Annotated in this window: 18 protein-coding genes; 6 read left to right on the top strand and 12 right to left on the bottom strand. The window is 43.5% G+C overall.

All coding sequences use genetic code 11. The features are described from left to right. Positions 1-295: 295 nt before the first annotated feature. The gene (pssA, locus tag B2866_RS07725; RefSeq protein ID WP_296192373.1) at positions 296-1,237 is read right to left on the bottom strand and encodes a CDP-diacylglycerol--serine O-phosphatidyltransferase; all 942 of its coding nucleotides are present in this window, start codon (positions 1,235-1,237) and stop codon (positions 296-298) included. 10 nt (positions 1,238-1,247) lie between these two features. Then, entirely contained in the window at positions 1,248-2,123 is an 876-nt protein-coding gene (locus tag B2866_RS07720) for a 23S rRNA (adenine(2030)-N(6))-methyltransferase RlmJ (RefSeq protein WP_296192369.1), read from the bottom strand. 140 nt (positions 2,124-2,263) lie between these two features. Between B2866_RS07720 and B2866_RS07715 the strand changes: the two genes are divergently transcribed. The 3 genes from B2866_RS07715 to dapE are packed head-to-tail and all read left to right on the top strand — an operon-like array spanning position 2,264 to position 4,787. Continuing rightward, complete coding sequence (locus B2866_RS07715; RefSeq protein WP_296192367.1) at positions 2,264-3,019, top strand: 2OG-Fe(II) oxygenase; 756 nt, start codon at positions 2,264-2,266, stop codon at positions 3,017-3,019. A 51-nt stretch (positions 3,020-3,070) separates the two neighbouring features. After that, positions 3,071-3,535 carry a hypothetical protein gene (locus B2866_RS07710; protein ID WP_296192364.1) on the top strand — a complete coding sequence of 155 codons (465 nt, stop codon included), beginning with the start codon at positions 3,071-3,073 and terminating at the stop codon, positions 3,533-3,535. A gap of 52 nt (positions 3,536-3,587) precedes the next feature. Further along, positions 3,588-4,787 carry a succinyl-diaminopimelate desuccinylase gene (gene dapE / locus B2866_RS07705; RefSeq protein WP_296192361.1) on the top strand — a complete coding sequence of 400 codons (1,200 nt, stop codon included), beginning with the start codon at positions 3,588-3,590 and terminating at the stop codon, positions 4,785-4,787. Positions 4,788-4,895: 108 nt separating this feature from the next. On the opposite strand, the gene B2866_RS07700 is transcribed toward dapE, so the two are convergent. The 6 genes from B2866_RS07700 to B2866_RS07675 form a co-directional block, all read right to left on the bottom strand. Continuing rightward, positions 4,896-5,396, bottom strand: coding sequence for a GyrI-like domain-containing protein (locus tag B2866_RS07700; protein ID WP_296192358.1), 501 nt, complete (start codon positions 5,394-5,396; stop codon positions 4,896-4,898). A 66-nt stretch (positions 5,397-5,462) separates the two neighbouring features. Continuing rightward, positions 5,463-5,672: a Fe-S cluster assembly protein IscX gene (gene iscX / locus B2866_RS07695; RefSeq protein WP_021812734.1), complete on the bottom strand. Its 210-nt coding sequence runs from the start codon at positions 5,670-5,672 to the stop codon at positions 5,463-5,465. Between the two features lie 141 nt (positions 5,673-5,813). Then, on the bottom strand, positions 5,814-6,377 hold the full coding sequence (locus B2866_RS07690) for an acyl-CoA thioesterase (protein ID WP_296192355.1): 564 nt from the start codon (positions 6,375-6,377) through the stop codon (positions 5,814-5,816). A gap of 134 nt (positions 6,378-6,511) precedes the next feature. Continuing rightward, on the bottom strand, positions 6,512-7,912 hold the full coding sequence (locus tag B2866_RS07685; RefSeq protein WP_409520850.1) for an NAD(P)(+) transhydrogenase (Re/Si-specific) subunit beta: 1,401 nt from the start codon (positions 7,910-7,912) through the stop codon (positions 6,512-6,514). After that, positions 7,909-8,256: a proton-translocating transhydrogenase family protein gene (locus B2866_RS07680; protein WP_200663874.1), complete on the bottom strand. Its 348-nt coding sequence runs from the start codon at positions 8,254-8,256 to the stop codon at positions 7,909-7,911. Before B2866_RS07680 ends, B2866_RS07685 begins: the two co-directional genes overlap by 4 nt. Before the next feature lie 114 nt (positions 8,257-8,370). Next, positions 8,371-9,528, bottom strand: coding sequence for a Re/Si-specific NAD(P)(+) transhydrogenase subunit alpha (locus B2866_RS07675; RefSeq protein WP_201541916.1), 1,158 nt, complete (start codon positions 9,526-9,528; stop codon positions 8,371-8,373). Between the two features lie 501 nt (positions 9,529-10,029). Here B2866_RS07675 and yaaA point away from each other — a divergent pair. Then, the gene (yaaA, locus tag B2866_RS07670) at positions 10,030-10,830 is read left to right on the top strand and encodes a peroxide stress protein YaaA (RefSeq protein ID WP_296192352.1); all 801 of its coding nucleotides are present in this window, start codon (positions 10,030-10,032) and stop codon (positions 10,828-10,830) included. Positions 10,831-10,952: 122 nt separating this feature from the next. Here yaaA and groL read toward each other — a convergent pair whose 3' ends face one another. Beyond that, positions 10,953-12,602, bottom strand: coding sequence for a chaperonin GroEL (gene groL / locus B2866_RS07665; RefSeq protein ID WP_296192349.1), 1,650 nt, complete (start codon positions 12,600-12,602; stop codon positions 10,953-10,955). Between the two features lie 142 nt (positions 12,603-12,744). After that, positions 12,745-13,035, bottom strand: a complete 291-nt coding sequence (locus tag B2866_RS07660) for a co-chaperone GroES (protein WP_068406801.1) — start codon at positions 13,033-13,035, stop codon at positions 12,745-12,747. 601 nt (positions 13,036-13,636) lie between these two features. Between B2866_RS07660 and B2866_RS07655 the strand changes: the two genes are divergently transcribed. Continuing rightward, entirely contained in the window at positions 13,637-14,407 is a 771-nt protein-coding gene (locus B2866_RS07655; protein ID WP_296192342.1) for a DUF3108 domain-containing protein, read from the top strand. Positions 14,408-14,515: 108 nt separating this feature from the next. Here the strand turns inward: B2866_RS07655 and B2866_RS07650 are convergent, their stop codons facing one another. Next, entirely contained in the window at positions 14,516-15,004 is a 489-nt protein-coding gene (locus B2866_RS07650; protein WP_296192339.1) for a hypothetical protein, read from the bottom strand. Between the two features lie 54 nt (positions 15,005-15,058). Next, positions 15,059-15,676 carry an NAD(P)H:quinone oxidoreductase gene (gene wrbA / locus B2866_RS07645; RefSeq protein ID WP_201541921.1) on the bottom strand — a complete coding sequence of 206 codons (618 nt, stop codon included), beginning with the start codon at positions 15,674-15,676 and terminating at the stop codon, positions 15,059-15,061. Between the two features lie 273 nt (positions 15,677-15,949). Here wrbA and B2866_RS07640 point away from each other — a divergent pair, with 273 nt between their 5' ends. Beyond that, positions 15,950-17,500, top strand: a complete 1,551-nt coding sequence (locus B2866_RS07640) for a YihY family inner membrane protein (protein ID WP_296192336.1) — start codon at positions 15,950-15,952, stop codon at positions 17,498-17,500. Positions 17,501-17,599 lie beyond the last annotated feature (99 nt).

The following is a 17,599-nucleotide window of genomic DNA, read 5'->3' as shown; positions in this document are numbered from 1 at the left end:
CTAATGAGGTGCGTATTATAGACACTTAAATTAGTAAGTCAAGAAGTAAATTATTTTATTTTAAACTAGGTTAATCTAAAATGAATTCGCTGGGCTGGATGATTAAGTAGTAGTTTGGTTAAAACCCGCTATTAATAATAAGTGGTAAACCACTTCTCCAATCCGCCCTCCCTTTCGACTGGGTGGCATTATACGCGGTTTTAGTAGGGGGTCAAGGGGGTTTAAGAATTTAAATTGATATATCTTCTAACCCCTTGATTGCTTAGGATTTAAATCTGAGATTTTGGCTTTAGTCTTACATTTTACTCTTTAAGGTGGTTACGATACCTGATAATGCATAGATGATACCGATGGCTAAGATGCCCACAGGGATATCATATAAGATGATACTCATCACCAGTACGCCAATGATAAGCACCACAAATGGCACTTTCTTTTTATCGAACTCTTTAAAGCTATAGTATTTGACGTTACTGACCATCAATAAGCCGCAGATAACCACCCACGCGGCAAATAACAACATGATGCCAGTATCGTATTGCCCGACCCATTCGTTATGATCGACCGCCACCATGACAGCGGCGGTAACTAAGATAGCCGCGAGCGGACTTGCCAAACCGACGAAGTATTTTTTATCGACAATGCCGACCTGAACGTTAAAACGTGCCAGACGAAATGCGGCGCAAGCGGTAAAGACAAACGCGCAGCCAAGACCGATACGACCTAACGGCTCTAAAGCAAAGCTATAAATTAAAATCGCTGGTGCCACGCCAAAAGCCAGCATATCGGCAAGCGAATCATACTGCTCGCCAAAAGGGCTTTGCGCATTAAGCATACGCGCGACGCGCCCATCGGCGCCATCAAGAATGGCGGATAAGAAAATCGCCAGTGAGGCTTTATAAAACTCGCCTTGAGTACTGGCTAAAATAGAATAAAAACCCGATAGTAAGGATAAAGTGGTAATCAGATTAGGCGCTAAATACACACCGCGACTGACCACGCGTTTGCCTTCGGCGACCTCTGCTTCAATCACCTCAAAGGTTAAGCCATCATAATTGTCATTATCCGCTAGGCGAATATTGAACTCATGCTCATCGACAAAAGGCGGCTGAGTGGCAGCACTATCTTGTAAGAGTGGCTCTTTTACCAAGCCGTCATTCATAACCTTGTCGGTTGCCAGACTGTCTTTTGCAAGGCTATCTTTGCCCATGCTACTTGATGATTGATCCGTCGTCATAACGATATCCTTATTCGCCGACCAGCCAGCGCACATTGGTGGCACTATCAGGAGACATGTCTGGAGCATCTGCAACTTTTAATATTGGCTGCAAGAAACGTAAAATCTCACGCGCGTGATTGTCAAATTGCCAAGGCGGATTGATAACGAGTAACCCTGTACCGTTGAGGCCGACAGCGATATCGTTAGGATAGATATTGAGCTCACAGACCAATTGACGTCTCATCTCTGTACGTTTTAGCTTTTTGTAGAATAGCTCAACCGCTTCCATGTTTTTAATTGGATACCATAACGCGTAAGTACCTTGCGGCCACTTATTATAAGAATGCACCAATAGGTCAATCAGGCGGGTAAAGTCTTTATGCTCTTGCTCGTAAGGCGGGTCAAGGAAAATCAGACCACGCTTCTCTTTTGGTGGAATCACGGCAGCGATACCTTCAAAAGAATTGCGATGATGAATACCAATCGGCAATTTATGCAGCTGATAATTCAGTGCATCATATTCACTGGCTTTGGCCTCAAACGCTTCACCGCGCACGCCGGCATCGGGATTTTTTTCAACATGATGGGCAATCCACCACGGTGACCCGGGATAGACTTTTTTATCATACGTGAAACGCGCTTGCTTAATGCCTTCCATATAGTCTTTGACGGCCGCCGGTGCTTTTTCGACGTCAGCTTTTACCAAAGCTTGGATACCGCCTTTGGCTTCGCCCGTTTTGCGCGCCTCTTCACTGCCGAGCGAATACAGTCCACGACCGCCGTAAGCATCCAGCACATAAAAAGGTTTGTTTTTTTGCCCCAATTGATTCAGCAGTTGTACCAATAAAATGTGTTTAACGACATCGGCAAAGTTACCAGCATGATAGGCGTGTTTATAATTCATAAGATCAAAAGTTTAAATAAGAAAAATTGCATCTATGGTAGCATAGACAGGGTAAAAGATAACGATGGTTTTGGTAAAAAGGCATGGATTGGCTGTGTATTGACAGTCATTGGCATGTTTATCGATAACGGCGAGGCAAAATGACGCAGATTATTAGCAATCTTGAAGTGACGCAATTAGTCGTCGATCATCCAATTGGAGCGGATAACCCGCCACTACTATACCCACCTAGCGATGACGAAAGTCAAACGCCGCTCACTCAGCATGAATTACAATTCTCCGACTTCGATATTGGTTGGCAAAAGAAGCTGACCGATCAACAACTAGATACGTTTGTAGATGATGGCTGGATGATTATTGATGAAGTGTTTGAGAATAAAGCACTATTAGCCCTGCAATCTGAGAGCGGTTTTATTGACTATCGTGACGCCGAGCTGACGGCCGGTATTCGGGTCAGTGATATTCGCGGCGACCGTATTCGCTGGATTACCGAAAATTTCTTTGCCGGGTTTTATTATTTGCAAAGCATCAATGCGCTTGCTGCTTTATTCAATCAAAGCTTGTTTGCCGGCATTCGCCATAGTGAAGCACATTATGCCTGCTATCCAGTGGGCTTTGGCTATCAATGGCATAGCGATAATCCAGCTGGGCGTAATGAGCGCGTTATCTCAGCAGTGTTTTATCTTAATGATGATTGGAGCGATAGTGACGGCGGCGCTTTAGAAATTGTCGATAAATATGGCGTCCACCATGATGTTATGCCTGTTGCCAATCGACTGGTCATATTTGATAGTGACCTACAACATCAGGTGCAAATTGCTCATCGTCAGCGTTATTCTATCGCGACTTGGATGCGCCGTGATGGTCTGGTGCCTTTTGTTGAAGACAATATTTAACATTCATCAGCTATTACTTTAAATAAGCCTTGTTAATTAAGGATAATGACAATGCATAAAACCTCATTTAAAAGCTTACTCTTAATTGTTATGCTCCCTCTAATTGTAAGCTGCGAGACACTTAATCATCAAACGTCTACTCAACAACACAATGAGTTATTTTTTAGCTATTATTTGCCAAAATCCACTCCTGAAGAACCTCTAATAATTAATCCGACCGCTATTACTACTGAATTCAAATATGAGAATGGGTGTCTACTTGCATTTGATGGAAGCAGATGGATGACACCTGTATTTCCCGAAGGACACGCAACTTTTGATAGCCATAATAAGACTTTAAAACTATTAGAAACAAGTTATAAAATGGGTGAAGTCATTTCTGCAGCTGGCTATGTGCATCCTTACAACAGTGACAAAGTTAAAAATTATAGTAATACCCCAGCCAAAAATTGCATTACAGAGTATCTAGCAATATATTACGGCGATTATGAAAAAATTGACTTGGATAAAAACTAAATTTTTTCAGACCTCAAATTATAAACATCAAAACAACATATCTAGGACTGTCATGAGTTCAGAAAATAATAGTAAAACCCATCAACAGCAAACGCTAGAGCTAAGCATCGCCCTACTTGAACGCCCATCCGTCACCCCCGATGATGATGGCTGCCAAGATATATTATCAGAGCGTCTGACGCAGGCTGGATTTAATTGCGAATTTATGTATTACGGTGATAGACAGGTAAAAGGCGAACAAGCGGAAGTCAAAAACCTTTGGGCGCGCCGTGGCACCACTGAGCCGGTTATTTGTTTTGCTGGTCATACCGACGTCGTGCCTACGGGTGATAAAAACAATTGGACATATCCACCATTTACCCCAACCATCGCTGATGGTTATTTATGGGCACGCGGTGCCGCTGATATGAAAACTGGCATTGCTGCTTTTACCGTTGCCGCCGAGCGTTTTGTCGCCAATCATCCTAAGCACAATGGCTCTATTGCTTTTTTAATCACCTCAGATGAAGAAGGTCCGTCCATCAATGGCACGGTTAAAGTCATTGAAACGCTTGAAGCACGCAATGAGAAAATTACCTATTGCCTCGTTGGTGAGCCATCAAGTACCGACACCCTTGGCGATATCATTAAAAATGGTCGCCGCGGCTCATTGGGCGCAGAGCTTACCGTCACTGGCAAACAAGGTCATGTTGCCTACCCGCATCTGGCTTGCAATCCGATTCATGCGGCAATGGCGGCGTTAGCAGAATTAACCAATGCCACTTGGGATAACGGCAATGACTACTTCCCTGCAACTTCCCTGCAAATCTCTAATATCAATGGCGGTACGGGCGCGACCAACGTCATCCCTGAAAAGCTAACCGTTATCTTTAATTTCCGCTTTTCTACAGAAACGACGCAAGAAGAATTAAAAGCAAAAACTCATGCTATCTTTGATAAATATTTTGAAAACAATAAAGCCAGTTATGATATTAACTGGAAATTATCCGGTCAGCCATTTTTAACCCCTGAAGGCAAATTGGTCTCAGCCTGCCAGCAAGCGATTAAATCTGTGACCGATGTTGATACCACATTATCTACATCAGGGGGTACTTCAGACGGACGCTTTATCGCGCCAACGGGTGCGCAAGTGGTTGAGCTTGGCGTACGTAATGCCACCATTCATCAGGTTGATGAAAAGGTGGAAATAGATGACTTGGGGAAATTGGTGCAGATATATGAAGGGATTTTAGAAAACTTATTGCTGGATTAGTTATAAATGATAAAAAAGCGCCATGTATACAGATTTGGCGCTTTTTTATCATTATTTTTTATCGATAATGACTTGAACAACCCAAGTCAATTAAGCTATTTGCTAGCTTCACTCAATCCCAATATAAACATCAACTTGCCCATACTCTAAATTACCATCAATATAGTGCTCAAAATCGACATTATAACTACGAGTATGCTCACAGCTTGGGTCGTTAAAGTACTCCCACGCCTTCTCCCACGCATTCATGACTGTATTAGGCATATTGCCTGTTTCAGAAAAGACTAAGTATTTTCCTGCAGGAATGGTTATCGTTACATGGTTGCTCTTATCGGCGACCGCCCCATTATCCGGCTGCGCCTGCCCATTGTCCACTTCCCAACCAGCGACAACATCAAACGCCCCTACTAAATCAGCACTTTCATAATTGTGGTAGATACCATAAATATCCTGATCTTCAGGCAAATCACCCATGTAGTTTTGATAAAACTTTTGCCATAACCGGCCTAATTTTGCCGTTTCGTGGCTGATTTCAGCTTGATTAGTAGTGCGTACGCTAATACCCTTGCAAGCTATCGCTTCGGGTAGCTCTTTAATTTGTGATGTCATGATGCTGCCTGCCCTGTTGTGCTATGTGATTTTTATTTTATGTGCGATTAAATGAGCAAAACTGCCTTAATCCGCTTCATCAATCCAATTCATTTGAATGGCTTCTAAGATACCCTCGTTTGATTTTTGCGGATCATCATCAAAACCTTCTAATTCCGTTACCCAGCGATGCAAATCAGTAAAGCGAATGTACTGTGGATCGGTCTCGGGGAATTTTTCATAAAGCTCAATAGCGATATCTAAGCTGTCTGTCCATTTTAGTTTTTGCGGGGTCATGGTAGCTCCTTAACTGTTATTTATTTTATAGCTTGTATCGAACTGCTGGTCAGTTTGACTGGTTACGCGTCTAACGATTTACTTGGTAACTTACTAACCCCTATCCTATCAAACTTCGCTAACCGTTTATAGACAAGTTCGTTATGCGGCCTTTGTTGCGTTAGCTTTTTGTCTTGTTTCTGCAGACTTAATCGCTACTTGATGCTGATTCCAAGAATCAATAACCTCATTTGTTTGCTCACCTGTCATATCCAATATCTCTGGTGCACATTTGCCTTTTTTATCGGTTAAGACAAACTTGGTCATACCAACACCCATTAACTGATTTTTTACAAAAAAGCGGCTTTCAAAATAGACGTATTTTTTATCCCAGCCGACAAGCGTACTATTTACCGTCATTTTATTCAGGAATTTAATTTCTTTGAGATAGACCATTTCTTGCATGGCAATAATCCAGCCGAGATTTTTAATCCCCTTTTGATGACAGCAGGCCATCAGCCATTTAGTGATGTTTAACTCAATAAAAGACAAGTAGCGATAGTTGGGCAAATGGTCGCGAAAACCCATGTCGTGTGGCAATACGCGATAGTGGCGCACAATTGGTTTGGTTAATGTCTCGACACTTAGGTGTTCATTAGCCGTTTGCTGTTTCAGCTGCTGCTTTAATAAGCTGACCATAATAAAAAAACGTATCAACATGTTCATAAAGGAAGTCTCTGCACGGTTATTCTGTATTAATGATGAGTAAATATAGCTTCGATAAAGGCTGCCTACCTTAACGCAAAAAAAGCCACCTCAGTGACTTTTTCGTGAAAATATTATTAGTAGATGATTAGCAATTAATGACCGCCGCCATTGATACTACGTACCATCTCTTCAACCATTTTCTTGGCATCACCAAAGATCATCATGGTTTTGTCCATGTAGAACAAGCTGTTATCTAGACCTGCATAGCCCGTGCTCATTGAACGCTTGATAACCATGACCGTCTGCGCTTTGCTGACTTCTAAGATTGGCATACCAAAGATTGGGGATGATGGATCATCTTTTGCCGATGGGTTGACAACGTCATTGGCACCAATGACTAAGACCACATCGGTACTGGCAAAGTCGGAGTTAATCTCATCCATCTCAAGAATGTCATCGTAAGGCACGTCAGCTTCCGCCAATAGTACGTTCATATGGCCTGGCATACGACCAGCAACCGGATGAATCGCAAAGCGAACATTGACGCCTTCCTCTTTTAATAGCTCATACAATTCTTTGACCGCGTTTTGAGCACGGCCCTGCGCCATACCGTAGCCCGGTACAATCACCACACTGCTGGCATTAGACATGAGGAAACCTGCGTCTTCTGCCGAACCGGCTTTGTAGTTTTTAGGTGCGCCATCATCTGCGCCTGTAGTGGCAGCTGTCGTACCCATACCACCAAACAAAACGTTTAGTAGAGAGCGGTTCATGGCTTTACACATGATGTAAGATAAAATCGCGCCTGACGAACCAACGAGCGAACCTGCGATAATCAGCATCGAGTTGCCAAGGGTAAAACCGATACCCGCTGCTGCCCAACCTGAAAATGAGTTCAATAGCGACACAACCACTGGCATATCACCGCCACCGATTGGCGCAATCCACATCCAACCAAATATTACGGCCAATACGGCCATCGCATAAAAAGCTGGTAATGAATCGGTCATAAAGTAGACGATACCAAAACCAATCATCGCGATAAATAAGATTGCTTGTACTGGCTTTACCCAGCTGCCTACTAGGGTTTTTGCCCAACTTTTTGCGGCCAATTTACCAAAGGCGAAAACAGACGCTGAGAAGGTGATCGCACCAATAAAGCAACCGATAAACAGTTCAGCACGGGCGACAGCGCCATGCTGTTGTTCAGTATGCAGTACGGTCGCTAAGGCAATCGCCACCGCCGCCAAACCAACAAAGGAGTGCATCAAAGCGACAGTTTCTGGCATTTGGGTCATGGCGACCGTTTTTGCTTTCCACATACCAACGAGTGCACCCAATACCATGGCGCCAATGATTAACCACAGCACAGGGCCTTCGGCTAAGAAAAAGGTCGTTGCGACCGCAATAGCCATTGCTACCATACCAAAACGGTTACCACGAATGGCGGTTTTTGGACTAGAAAGACCACGCAAGGTTAAGACAAAAAGGATAGCACCGATTAAATAAAACCAATCTGCATTTGCTGCAATCATATTTGTTAAATCGCTCATGCATCGCCTCCACTTTCAGTCGTCGCAGTTTCAAGTACTGGCGCTTTTTTTACTTTTGGTTTAAACATCGCCAGCATACGCTCCGTCACCGCAAAACCACCAAAAATATTGATACTGGCTAAAAATACTGCAAAGGCACCGAGCAAGCTGGTCGGGGTAAACATCGCGCCGTCAATGGTGACGGTTTGTAGCATCGCGCCGACGATAACGATACTTGATAAGGCATTGGTTACTGCCATCAATGGCGTGTGCAGTGCTGGCGTGACGCCCCAAACGACGTAATATCCGACGAAAATAGCGAGCACGAATACCGTGAAAATCGCTACAAACGGTGTGCTACTCATGGCCGCACCCGCTGGCGCTGCCGCTAAAATAGTGGCAATCATCTAATCCTCCTAAAAATTTGTTCGTGTCTGGCAAATGTAAGGTAATGAAATTCGAGACTGGATGTTTAAGGCTTAGCGTTTAGCAAGACGTACTTGGTTGTCATGCGTCACCGCTAACGCGCCTTGAATCTCATCATTCATGTCTAAATTCAGTGCCAGTGTTTTCGCTGAAGCGTCGTCTTTAGCTGCAGGAGCCATTAAAGTAGTGATAAAATTAACAAGGTTATTGGCATATAAATCTGAAGACTGCGCCGCCAGTTGTGATGGGATATTGGCTGCCCCGACGATACGCACACCGTTTGGCGTGGTAATGGTTTCATCAGGCACACTGCCTTCGACGTTGCCACCAGTGCCAGCGGCCATATCAATCAGTACTGAACCAGCTTTCATTTTGGCAAGCGTTGCCCCGTGCACTAAGCGCGGCGCGTTACGTCCAGGAATCTGCGCGGTGGTAATGACGATATCGGCGTTGCTCAAGGCTTTATCCACCACAGCAGCCTGATCTTTGATATATTGCTCAGAGGGCGTCCATGCATAACCGCCCGTGGCTTTGGCTTTTTGCGCTTCGTCTTCGCTCATTGGCACGTCAAGCCACTTACCACCAAGTGATTCTACCTGTTCTTTGGCGGCAGGGCGCAAATCACTGGCTTCAACGACGGCGCCTAAACGCTTCGCCGTCGCAATCGCCTGCAAACCTGCAACGCCAACGCCTAAGATGACGACTTTGGCAGGTTTCACCGTACCCGCTGAGGTCATAAACATCGGGAATGGACGCGAGTATTCATTAGCAGCAAGCAATACCGCTTTATAACCGGCAAGGTTGGCTTGTGACGATAAGACGTCCATATTTTGCGCACGTGACAAAGTACGTGGCAATAACTCCATAGCAAAGACGGTTGCACCTTTGGCCGCATAAGTATCTAGCTGGCTATTGCGATATGGGTCAAGCATACCAATGACCACTTGACCGGCTGTTAAATGCTCAGTCACCGCTGCTGGCAAATCATTGACGGTAGTAATAATTTGCGCTTGGTTGACGACCTCGGTACTACTATTGGCAATATCAGCACCCGCTGCCTGATACAACTCATCAGCGTAATATGCCGCTTGACCTGCACCTGACTGAATGACGACTTCAAACCCTAGTTTACGTAATTTTTTTACCGCGTCTGGGGTTAGCGCTACCCGTTTTTCACTCGCGCTATCTGCACTAATAACACCAATCTTCATACCGTCTCCTTACTTACGTCAAATGACTATACTCACGTTTAATGACTATCTTTTAACACCCGCAACGCATCTTTAAAAAGCACAGGGGACAAAAAAATCTTTGGTCACGGTTGGTTAAGAACTTAAGACCAAAGATTATCAATTTAATAAATGATAGCTTCTTTGCCATCATGCCTTTTTATTATAGAGATAACATCTGCAAACTTTCATTGTCTAATGATGACCCACAAGTAAAATAAAAAGTTAGGCATTTACACCATCATCATAACTTTTATTGTTATATTAAAAACTTTTATTTTTTCCAAAAGCGCGCAAAGCCTGTAAGCTATTAGCTCACGATAAATATAAAAATTGGCTTAAGGTTTGACATATGTCTACGATGACGCTTAAAAATACAAAACCGCTAAGACTAAGTCAAGATAAAATACTGCCTAACGTATAATAAGAAAACTTGACCGCTCAATAGAACACCCATTGACCTACTATAAATAAGGAATAACCATGTATTTTTTACTCTCCCCTGCCAAATCGCTTAATGAAAAAGACACTGTGCCAGTCAATCTCGGCAATTACTATAGTCAGCCCGAGCTGATTGAGCATGCGCAGGTGCTCATGAAAAACTTAAAAGCCAAAGAGCCGATTGATTTACAAGAGCTGATGAGCATCTCTGACGATTTGGCGCAACTCAATGCTAAGCGTAATAAAGACTGGGCTTGGAGTACAAATACTCCCTTTACGGACGACAACGCCAAACCGGCAGGCTATTTATTTGACGGGGATGTTTATAGCGGGCTTGATATGTATCATATGGACAAAGAAACCGCCATCTATATCAATGAACATTTGGGTATTTTGTCAGGGCTTTATGGTGTGCTGAAACCACTCGATTTGACTCAGCCATATCGCTTAGAGATGGGCACCAAGCTAAAAAATGAGCGCGGGGATAATCTTTACGAGTTTTGGGGCGAAGAAGTGACTAAAACAATCAATGCGCGCATGGCGGATAGTGAAGACAAAGTGTTGGTTAACCTTGCTTCTAATGAGTATTTTAAGGTAATAAAAAAGAAAGCGCTCAATGCTGAAATTATCACACCACGATTTGAAGACGAGAAAAATGGTCAATATAAAGTGATTAGTTTTTATGCCAAAAAAGCACGCGGATTGATGGTGAAATATGCTGCTGATAATAAACTAACCAATGCTGAGCAGTTAAAGCAGTTTGATTTGGCAGGCTATTATTATGTCGATGAGCTGTCTGATGATAAAACGTGGACTTTTCGTCGGGATGAAGCAAGTCAGTAGCCTTTAAACAAACATCTAGTACGCATAAAAAACCCCGATAAGCTTAGCCTACCGGGGTTTTGTTTTACCAATTACTATAAAGTGAAAATTATAGTATTAAGCATTACAGGTTAAGAGGCTGATTACATCATACCGCCCATGCCACCCATACCGCCCATTCCACCAGCAGCGCCCATGCCAGCCATACCATCATCACCTTGCGGTAAATCAGTAATCATGACTTCAGTTGTAAGCATGAGGCCTGCTACAGAAGCGGCGTTTTCTAGTGCTGAACGTGATACTTTTGCTGGATCAAGGATACCCATCTCTAGCATATCGCCGTATTCGCCAGAAGCTGCGTTGTAACCGTAGTTACCGCTGCCGCTTTTCACTTCGTTAACCACCACTGACGCTTCTTCACCTGAGTTGGTCACGATTTGACGTAATGGCGCTTCCATCGCACGGCGAAGGATTCTAATACCCGCGTTTTGGTCATCGTTATCGCCACGTAGCTCAGACAATGCATTCATTGCACGAACTAGGGCAACGCCGCCACCAGGGACAACGCCTTCTTCAACCGCTGCACGAGTCGCATGTAGCGCATCATCAACACGGTCTTTTTTCTCTTTCATTTCAGTTTCAGTCGCAGCACCAACTTTGATAACGGCAACGCCGCCAGCAAGTTTTGCCATACGCTCTTGCAGCTTCTCTTTATCGTAGTCAGACGTTGATTCTTCAACTTGACGTTTGATAGATTCAACACGGTTTTCGATGTCCGCTTTGTTACCAGCGCCATCAACAATCACAGTATTTTCTTTACCGACAGTGACTTTCTTGGCTGTACCAAGTTGCTCTAGAGTAGCAGTCTCTAAACTTAGACCAATCTCTTCAGAGATAACCGTACCGCCAGTTAGCGTTGCGATATCTTCTAGCATGGCTTTACGGCGATCGCCGAAACCTGGTGCTTTAACGGCACAAGTTTTTAAGCCGCCACGCATGTTGTTTACAACTAAAGTAGCCAATGCTTCGTTTTCAACGTCTTCAGCAATGATTAACAACGGTTTGCTTTGCTGCATGACTTGCTCAAGTAATGGCACGATTTCACGGATATTGCTGATTTTTTTATCAACAAGCAAGATATATGGGTTTTCAAATTCTGCGGTTAAGCTGTCTTGCTTATTGGCAAAGTATGGGCTGATATAACCACGGTCAAACTGCATACCTTCAACCACTTCCAAGGTATCTTCAAAGCTTGAACCTTCTTCAACGGTGATAACGCCTTGCTTACCGACTCTTTCCATCGCTTGGGCAATCAGCTCACCGATTTTAGTGTCTGAGTTAGCAGAGATAGAACCTACTTGCGCAATCGCTTTTGAATCGTCAGCAGGGGTTGATAACTCATGGATTTGCTCAACCGCTGCACGTACCGCTTTATCGATACCGCGCTTAAGATCCATTGGGTTCATGCCCGCAGCAACTGACTTCATGCCCTCAACCAAGATTGATTGCGCCAATACGGTTGCAGTCGTTGTACCATCACCGGCAACATCGTTGGTACGGCTCGCCACTTCACGCACCAATTGTGCGCCCATGTTTTCAAATTTGTTTTCAAGTTCGATTTCTTTGGCAACCGAAACCCCATCTTTAGTGATGGTCGGGGCGCCAAATGATTTATCGATAACCACGTTACGACCTTTCGGGCCAAGCGTGACTTTTACCGCATTTGCTAGAACGTTTACGCCGTCCATCATTTGTTTACGGGCATCAATGCCGAATTTTACGTCTTTTGCCATGTTAAATTACTCCACTATTATAAGTATGAGAATGCAATTAAATGTTTCAATGATATTTTTTTATAAATGCTCTTGGGTATAACAGGTATTGGCTAAAAGTTGTTAGCCAAAAAAATGTTAGCCAACATTGCCTTATCAGCAATTAGCCTTCTAGCACACCCAAGACGTCAGATTCTTTCATAATCAATAGCTCTTCGCCGTCAACTTTTACCGTTTGACCCGCATATTGACCGAACAAGACTTTATCGCCAACTTTTACATCTAACGCACGAGTTTCACCGTTGTCACGAATCTGACCGTTACCGGTTGCTAGCACTTCACCTTGAGACGGTTTTTCTTGAGCTGAACCAGGAAGCAAGATACCACCAGCCGTTTTTGTTTCTTCTTCGATACGGCGGACGACAATACGGTCATGTAAAGGACGAATATTCATCGATACGACTCCAAAATTTGGTTAGTTAACATAAAGGTTTATTTGAATAAATGATCTCAATACCAAGATCTAGCAGAATGTCTGCTTAAAAACAGCATTCTTTAGATAAGCTTTGAGCTTGTATCAGAAAGTGGGGGCAAGGCAAGTTTGCTTCAAGTGTAAAGTCCAAAAATTTACAAGAATTTTGCACATCATTGCCTATGCAAGCAGTAGTGAGAGTGATAAATAGTCCATTGATTAAATTGCACGCTATTAAAGGCTTAGGCATTGTTATAAAACAATAAGCCTTCCATCAAATAATAAGGCAGAAAATGAGCGATTATAAATGAAGCTTTTAGCGGTATCAGCCAATTAACCTCCCTATTTCTTACCAAGTTTACAGCAAGTTACGGCCTGTGCCTGCTTTAGCAAAGCCAGCAACATTAACTACAATAGCCAAACGCTTCACTTTGCCCCCGCCCTTGAAAATGTAACAGAGTATGACAATATATAAGGGTGAGCACATAATAAACCCTATAAATAAAAGCCAACAGTCAAACAAAAGACAATATTTATAAGTAAAAGCTGATAACACAGCCTGAAACCAGATTAAGGAATATCCATGAGTTTTTTATCACAAAATAAACAATCCCTATCAATCAATTCTAATAACCCGAAACGCAGCCCCTCTAAGTTTTTAAGTGCCTTAACCACTGGGGCAAGCATTGCTGCGATTGGAGCTTTAAGTATGACCGCACCTACCCTTGCCAGCGCCAAGAGTGTTGAACCTTCAAGCGCGAACTATAGTTTCACCATTGAAGATAAATATAAAGGCACAGCGACTCGTACGTTGAATAAAGCTGGTAATACCTGGAAATACAATGTCAATGCTCGCGTTGCTGGTGTCGCCACCGCCGCGCAAAATAGTACCTTTACTATTAACGGTAATAATGTAGTACCGACCCAAGCCAGCACCACTTATAAACTATTGGGCGTTGGTCGTACCCATAAGTTGGATTTTAATCCAAGCAGTAAAAAGGTGGTGAGTAACTATCGCGGCAAATCGACGACCTTAAATATGGCGCAGCAAGCCTTTGATGATTTGAGCCTTGAGGTGCAAATTCGCCAAGATTTATTAAATGGTAAATTCTCTGGCAACTATTACATGGCGAAAAAAGACAAAATTGAGAAAACGCCCTTTAAAAAATCAGGCAATACTAAAATCACCGTGCCAGCTGGAACATTTGATACCGTGCGTGTCGACCGCGTGCACGATGATAATAGCCGTTCGACCAGTTTTTGGTTGGCGCCAAGCTTAGATTATCTACCAGTTAAGGTTAGTCAGATTAACGATGGTAAAAAGATGGACTTAGAATTAACCAAAGTAAATTAAGCCATTATCTTTGTATAAATGGTTAACGTAAAAAAGCGGCGCTCCAATTAGAGCGCCGCTTTTTTGCTATCAATATAGGTTGCAACAATACAAGATGCCAAGACTCATCTAGCGAGAACGTGGCTGCTTAACGACATTATTCATTGACGGTAGACGTTTTAGCAAGATAAATAACCAGACGTTGATGGTAAGTAATAACACAAAATCAAGCAGATATACCATTATCTCAGCCCAACTGCTGCCATAAACACGGGTCAACAACACCACCCCACTCGCGCCAAGATAAACCAAGGTAAACATACTGTCTATCAATAGCGCATAAGGCGAACGCCCGCGTAATATCGATGGCGTTAAAACCAGCGCCGGTAGCAACCATAATGCTTGCCAAGCAATACCGCCGATAACATCTGGATTACTTGGATTAAAGACGCTGATTAAAATCGGCAACGCCAATAATCTAAACGCCAGCCAAATCAACCACGTCACCATCAAACGCTGACGTATGGGCGCTATCGGCTTTTGCGCATTAACCGTCTCAGTCGTTTTTGCTGCGGGCGTGTCGATATTACGGTCCTGATTGGAGTGATTAATAGCCATGAGAGATATGTATTTCCTAATTGATAACAGCAAGCGGCAACCTATAAAGGTTAATTAACGCTTCCAATTGGCTTGCGCTAAGGCAGACGCAGTTATTGCCAAACGCCGACCTTGGGCAATCGCCAGCTCGCGCTCATCTGCCGATACCGGTTGGTCGTGTAACGCGCCACTGACATGACTTGCGCCATAAGGCGAGCCGCCACGCTGCGTTCTATTTAACGCAGGCTCAGCATAAGGGACGCCCACAATCATCATGCCGTGGTGCAATAGCGGCATCATCATGGTCAACAAGGTCGTTTCTTGCCCGCCGTGCATCGAACCGGTAGCCGTAAATACCGCAGCTGGCTTGTTTTGCAGATTGCCAGCCAGCCATAGGGTGACGGTATTGTCCCAAAAATACTTCATCGGTGCGGCCATATTGCCAAAGTGCGTCGGACTACCAAGCGCAAGCCCGCTACAGTCTTTTAAATCGTCCATGGTGCAATAAAGGTCGCCCTCATCAGGAATGGCAGGCTTAGTTGCAGTGGTTTCAGGCGCGACGGTCGGTACCGTACGAATACGCGCCGTCATGCCAGCGTCTTCAATACCTTGAGCAATGGCATATGCTAATGTCTTAGTCGTACCATAATTTGAATAATAAAGCACCAAAACATAAGGGGCGGTCTGACTCATTAGCAAAACATCCTTACAAAATTGTTAAAATAAAATGTCAAAGGCGCGTCAACCACACTATGAATGACCCGCATGAATAATAGATGTGCACATTATGCCCGAGTCATGCACTGACAGCAAACAAAGCCCATTTAGCAATAGCGTTTTGTAGATGCTATAGACAACCATGTAAACCAACACTGACTCAGTGCATTTTGACACAATTCAATGGCAGATTCTGCACGCTTACTTTTGTTACACTATTCGCACTCTTATTGCCGTTAAATGGTCGTCATGGAAAATTTATTAAAAAAAATCCCTTTTTTACACCAACGTTGGTTTCAGTTTCTACGTTTTTTGACGCGGCACTTTTTTGAAGACAACTGCCAACAAAAAGCCGCCTCGCTAACTTATACGACGCTATTATCGATTGTACCGATCCTAACGGTACTCTTGATGATTTTGTCGTCAGTGCCAGCGCTTGCGTCGGTTAGAGCGCAGATTTATGAAGTGATATATAGCAACTTGTTGCCGCAATCTAGCTTGCAGGTCAGCAAATATATCAATAACTTCGCTGAAAAGTCATCTAATCTGACCATCATCGGTTCGATGGTGTTGTTTTTTACCACCATCATGACTTTGACCACCATTGAGCGCGCTTTTAACCAAATCTGGCGGGTAGAAAACCGTTCTGGCGGTATGAAAAGTATTCTGCGCTATTGGACGATTGTGACATTAGGTCCGCTGATTTTAGGCACGGCATTTATTGTCTCAAGTACGGTGCAAAGCTTAAGTTTCTTAAACCGACAAATCGCCGGCTACGGTATCGACTGGTCGTTTTGGATTCAAGTCGTCTCTATTGCGGTCACGGTGGCTGGTTTTATCAGTATGTACTGGTTTATACCTAAAGCGCGTGTCCCTGCAAAAAATGCGGCGATAGCGGGTGTCTTTGTGGCGATTATTTTTGAGTTAATGAAGAACCTTTTTGGTACGGTCATGGCGAATTTTACCAGCTACGAGGCCATTTATGGGGCGTTTGCCGCGCTGCCAATCTTTTTATTATGGATCTATCTGTCGTGGAATTTGATTTTGCTCGGCGTTGAGATTAGTTATACCTTGACCATTTTTGAGACCGAAGAGGTTTATCCGCGCCACCCGCTCCTAAGTTTGCTTGATATGTTAAATCTCGTTTATACCCATCATTTAAAAGGCGAAGCAGTGAGCGAGCAAGCGCTGCGTAATGTCCTAGGGCGCAAAGAGCTGCCGAAATGGTATACCTATATTAACTATCTACAAGACAGCAATCTTATCACCATGACCGAAGAAGAAGATTATGTGCTGAAAAAAGATTTGAGCAAAATGACCTTGTGGGATTTTTATCGCACCCTGCCTTATCCTCTGCCTATCAAAGATGAGCTTGATGAGATGAGCATTGAGGACCAAAAACCTTGGCTGAGCTTATTGGTTGATCGTTTTGAGAACACTGAAGCCTATGCCAAACAGCAATTGAACATGCCATTAAATGCTATTTTCGCTCATAGTGAACCCCGTAAAAAGTCAGCGGAAAATGCAGAGGGTTCAACTAAAAAAAATCGCTCTAAACTCTTTAGAAAATCGAGCGCTGCAACTTCTAGTCCCTTATCTGAGGAAGATAAAGAAAGTAACGTCACGCCAGCCTTTGATCCTATCGCTTATGATAAAGACAGCGACGTGGAGTGTGATGAGAATAACAATGAAATCATCATTCCTAAAGATATTGATGAGAATAAACCTTCTACGCTTGACCACAGAATTGGGAGGAGAGACGATATTATTACGGAGGCGGATAAGCCTATAGTGAGATAAGGTTACTATAATTTTTTTATTCACTGTAACCTCTAAATAAGCTCCTATCATAGGGGCTTATTTTTACTAAATTTTTAAACGATCCTATTTATATGGTAA

This window comes from Psychrobacter sp. UBA3483 (assembly GCF_002377905.1).
Taxonomy (GTDB): Bacteria; Pseudomonadota; Gammaproteobacteria; order Pseudomonadales; family Moraxellaceae; genus Psychrobacter.
This window is presented reverse-complemented; position numbering and strand designations above follow the sequence as displayed.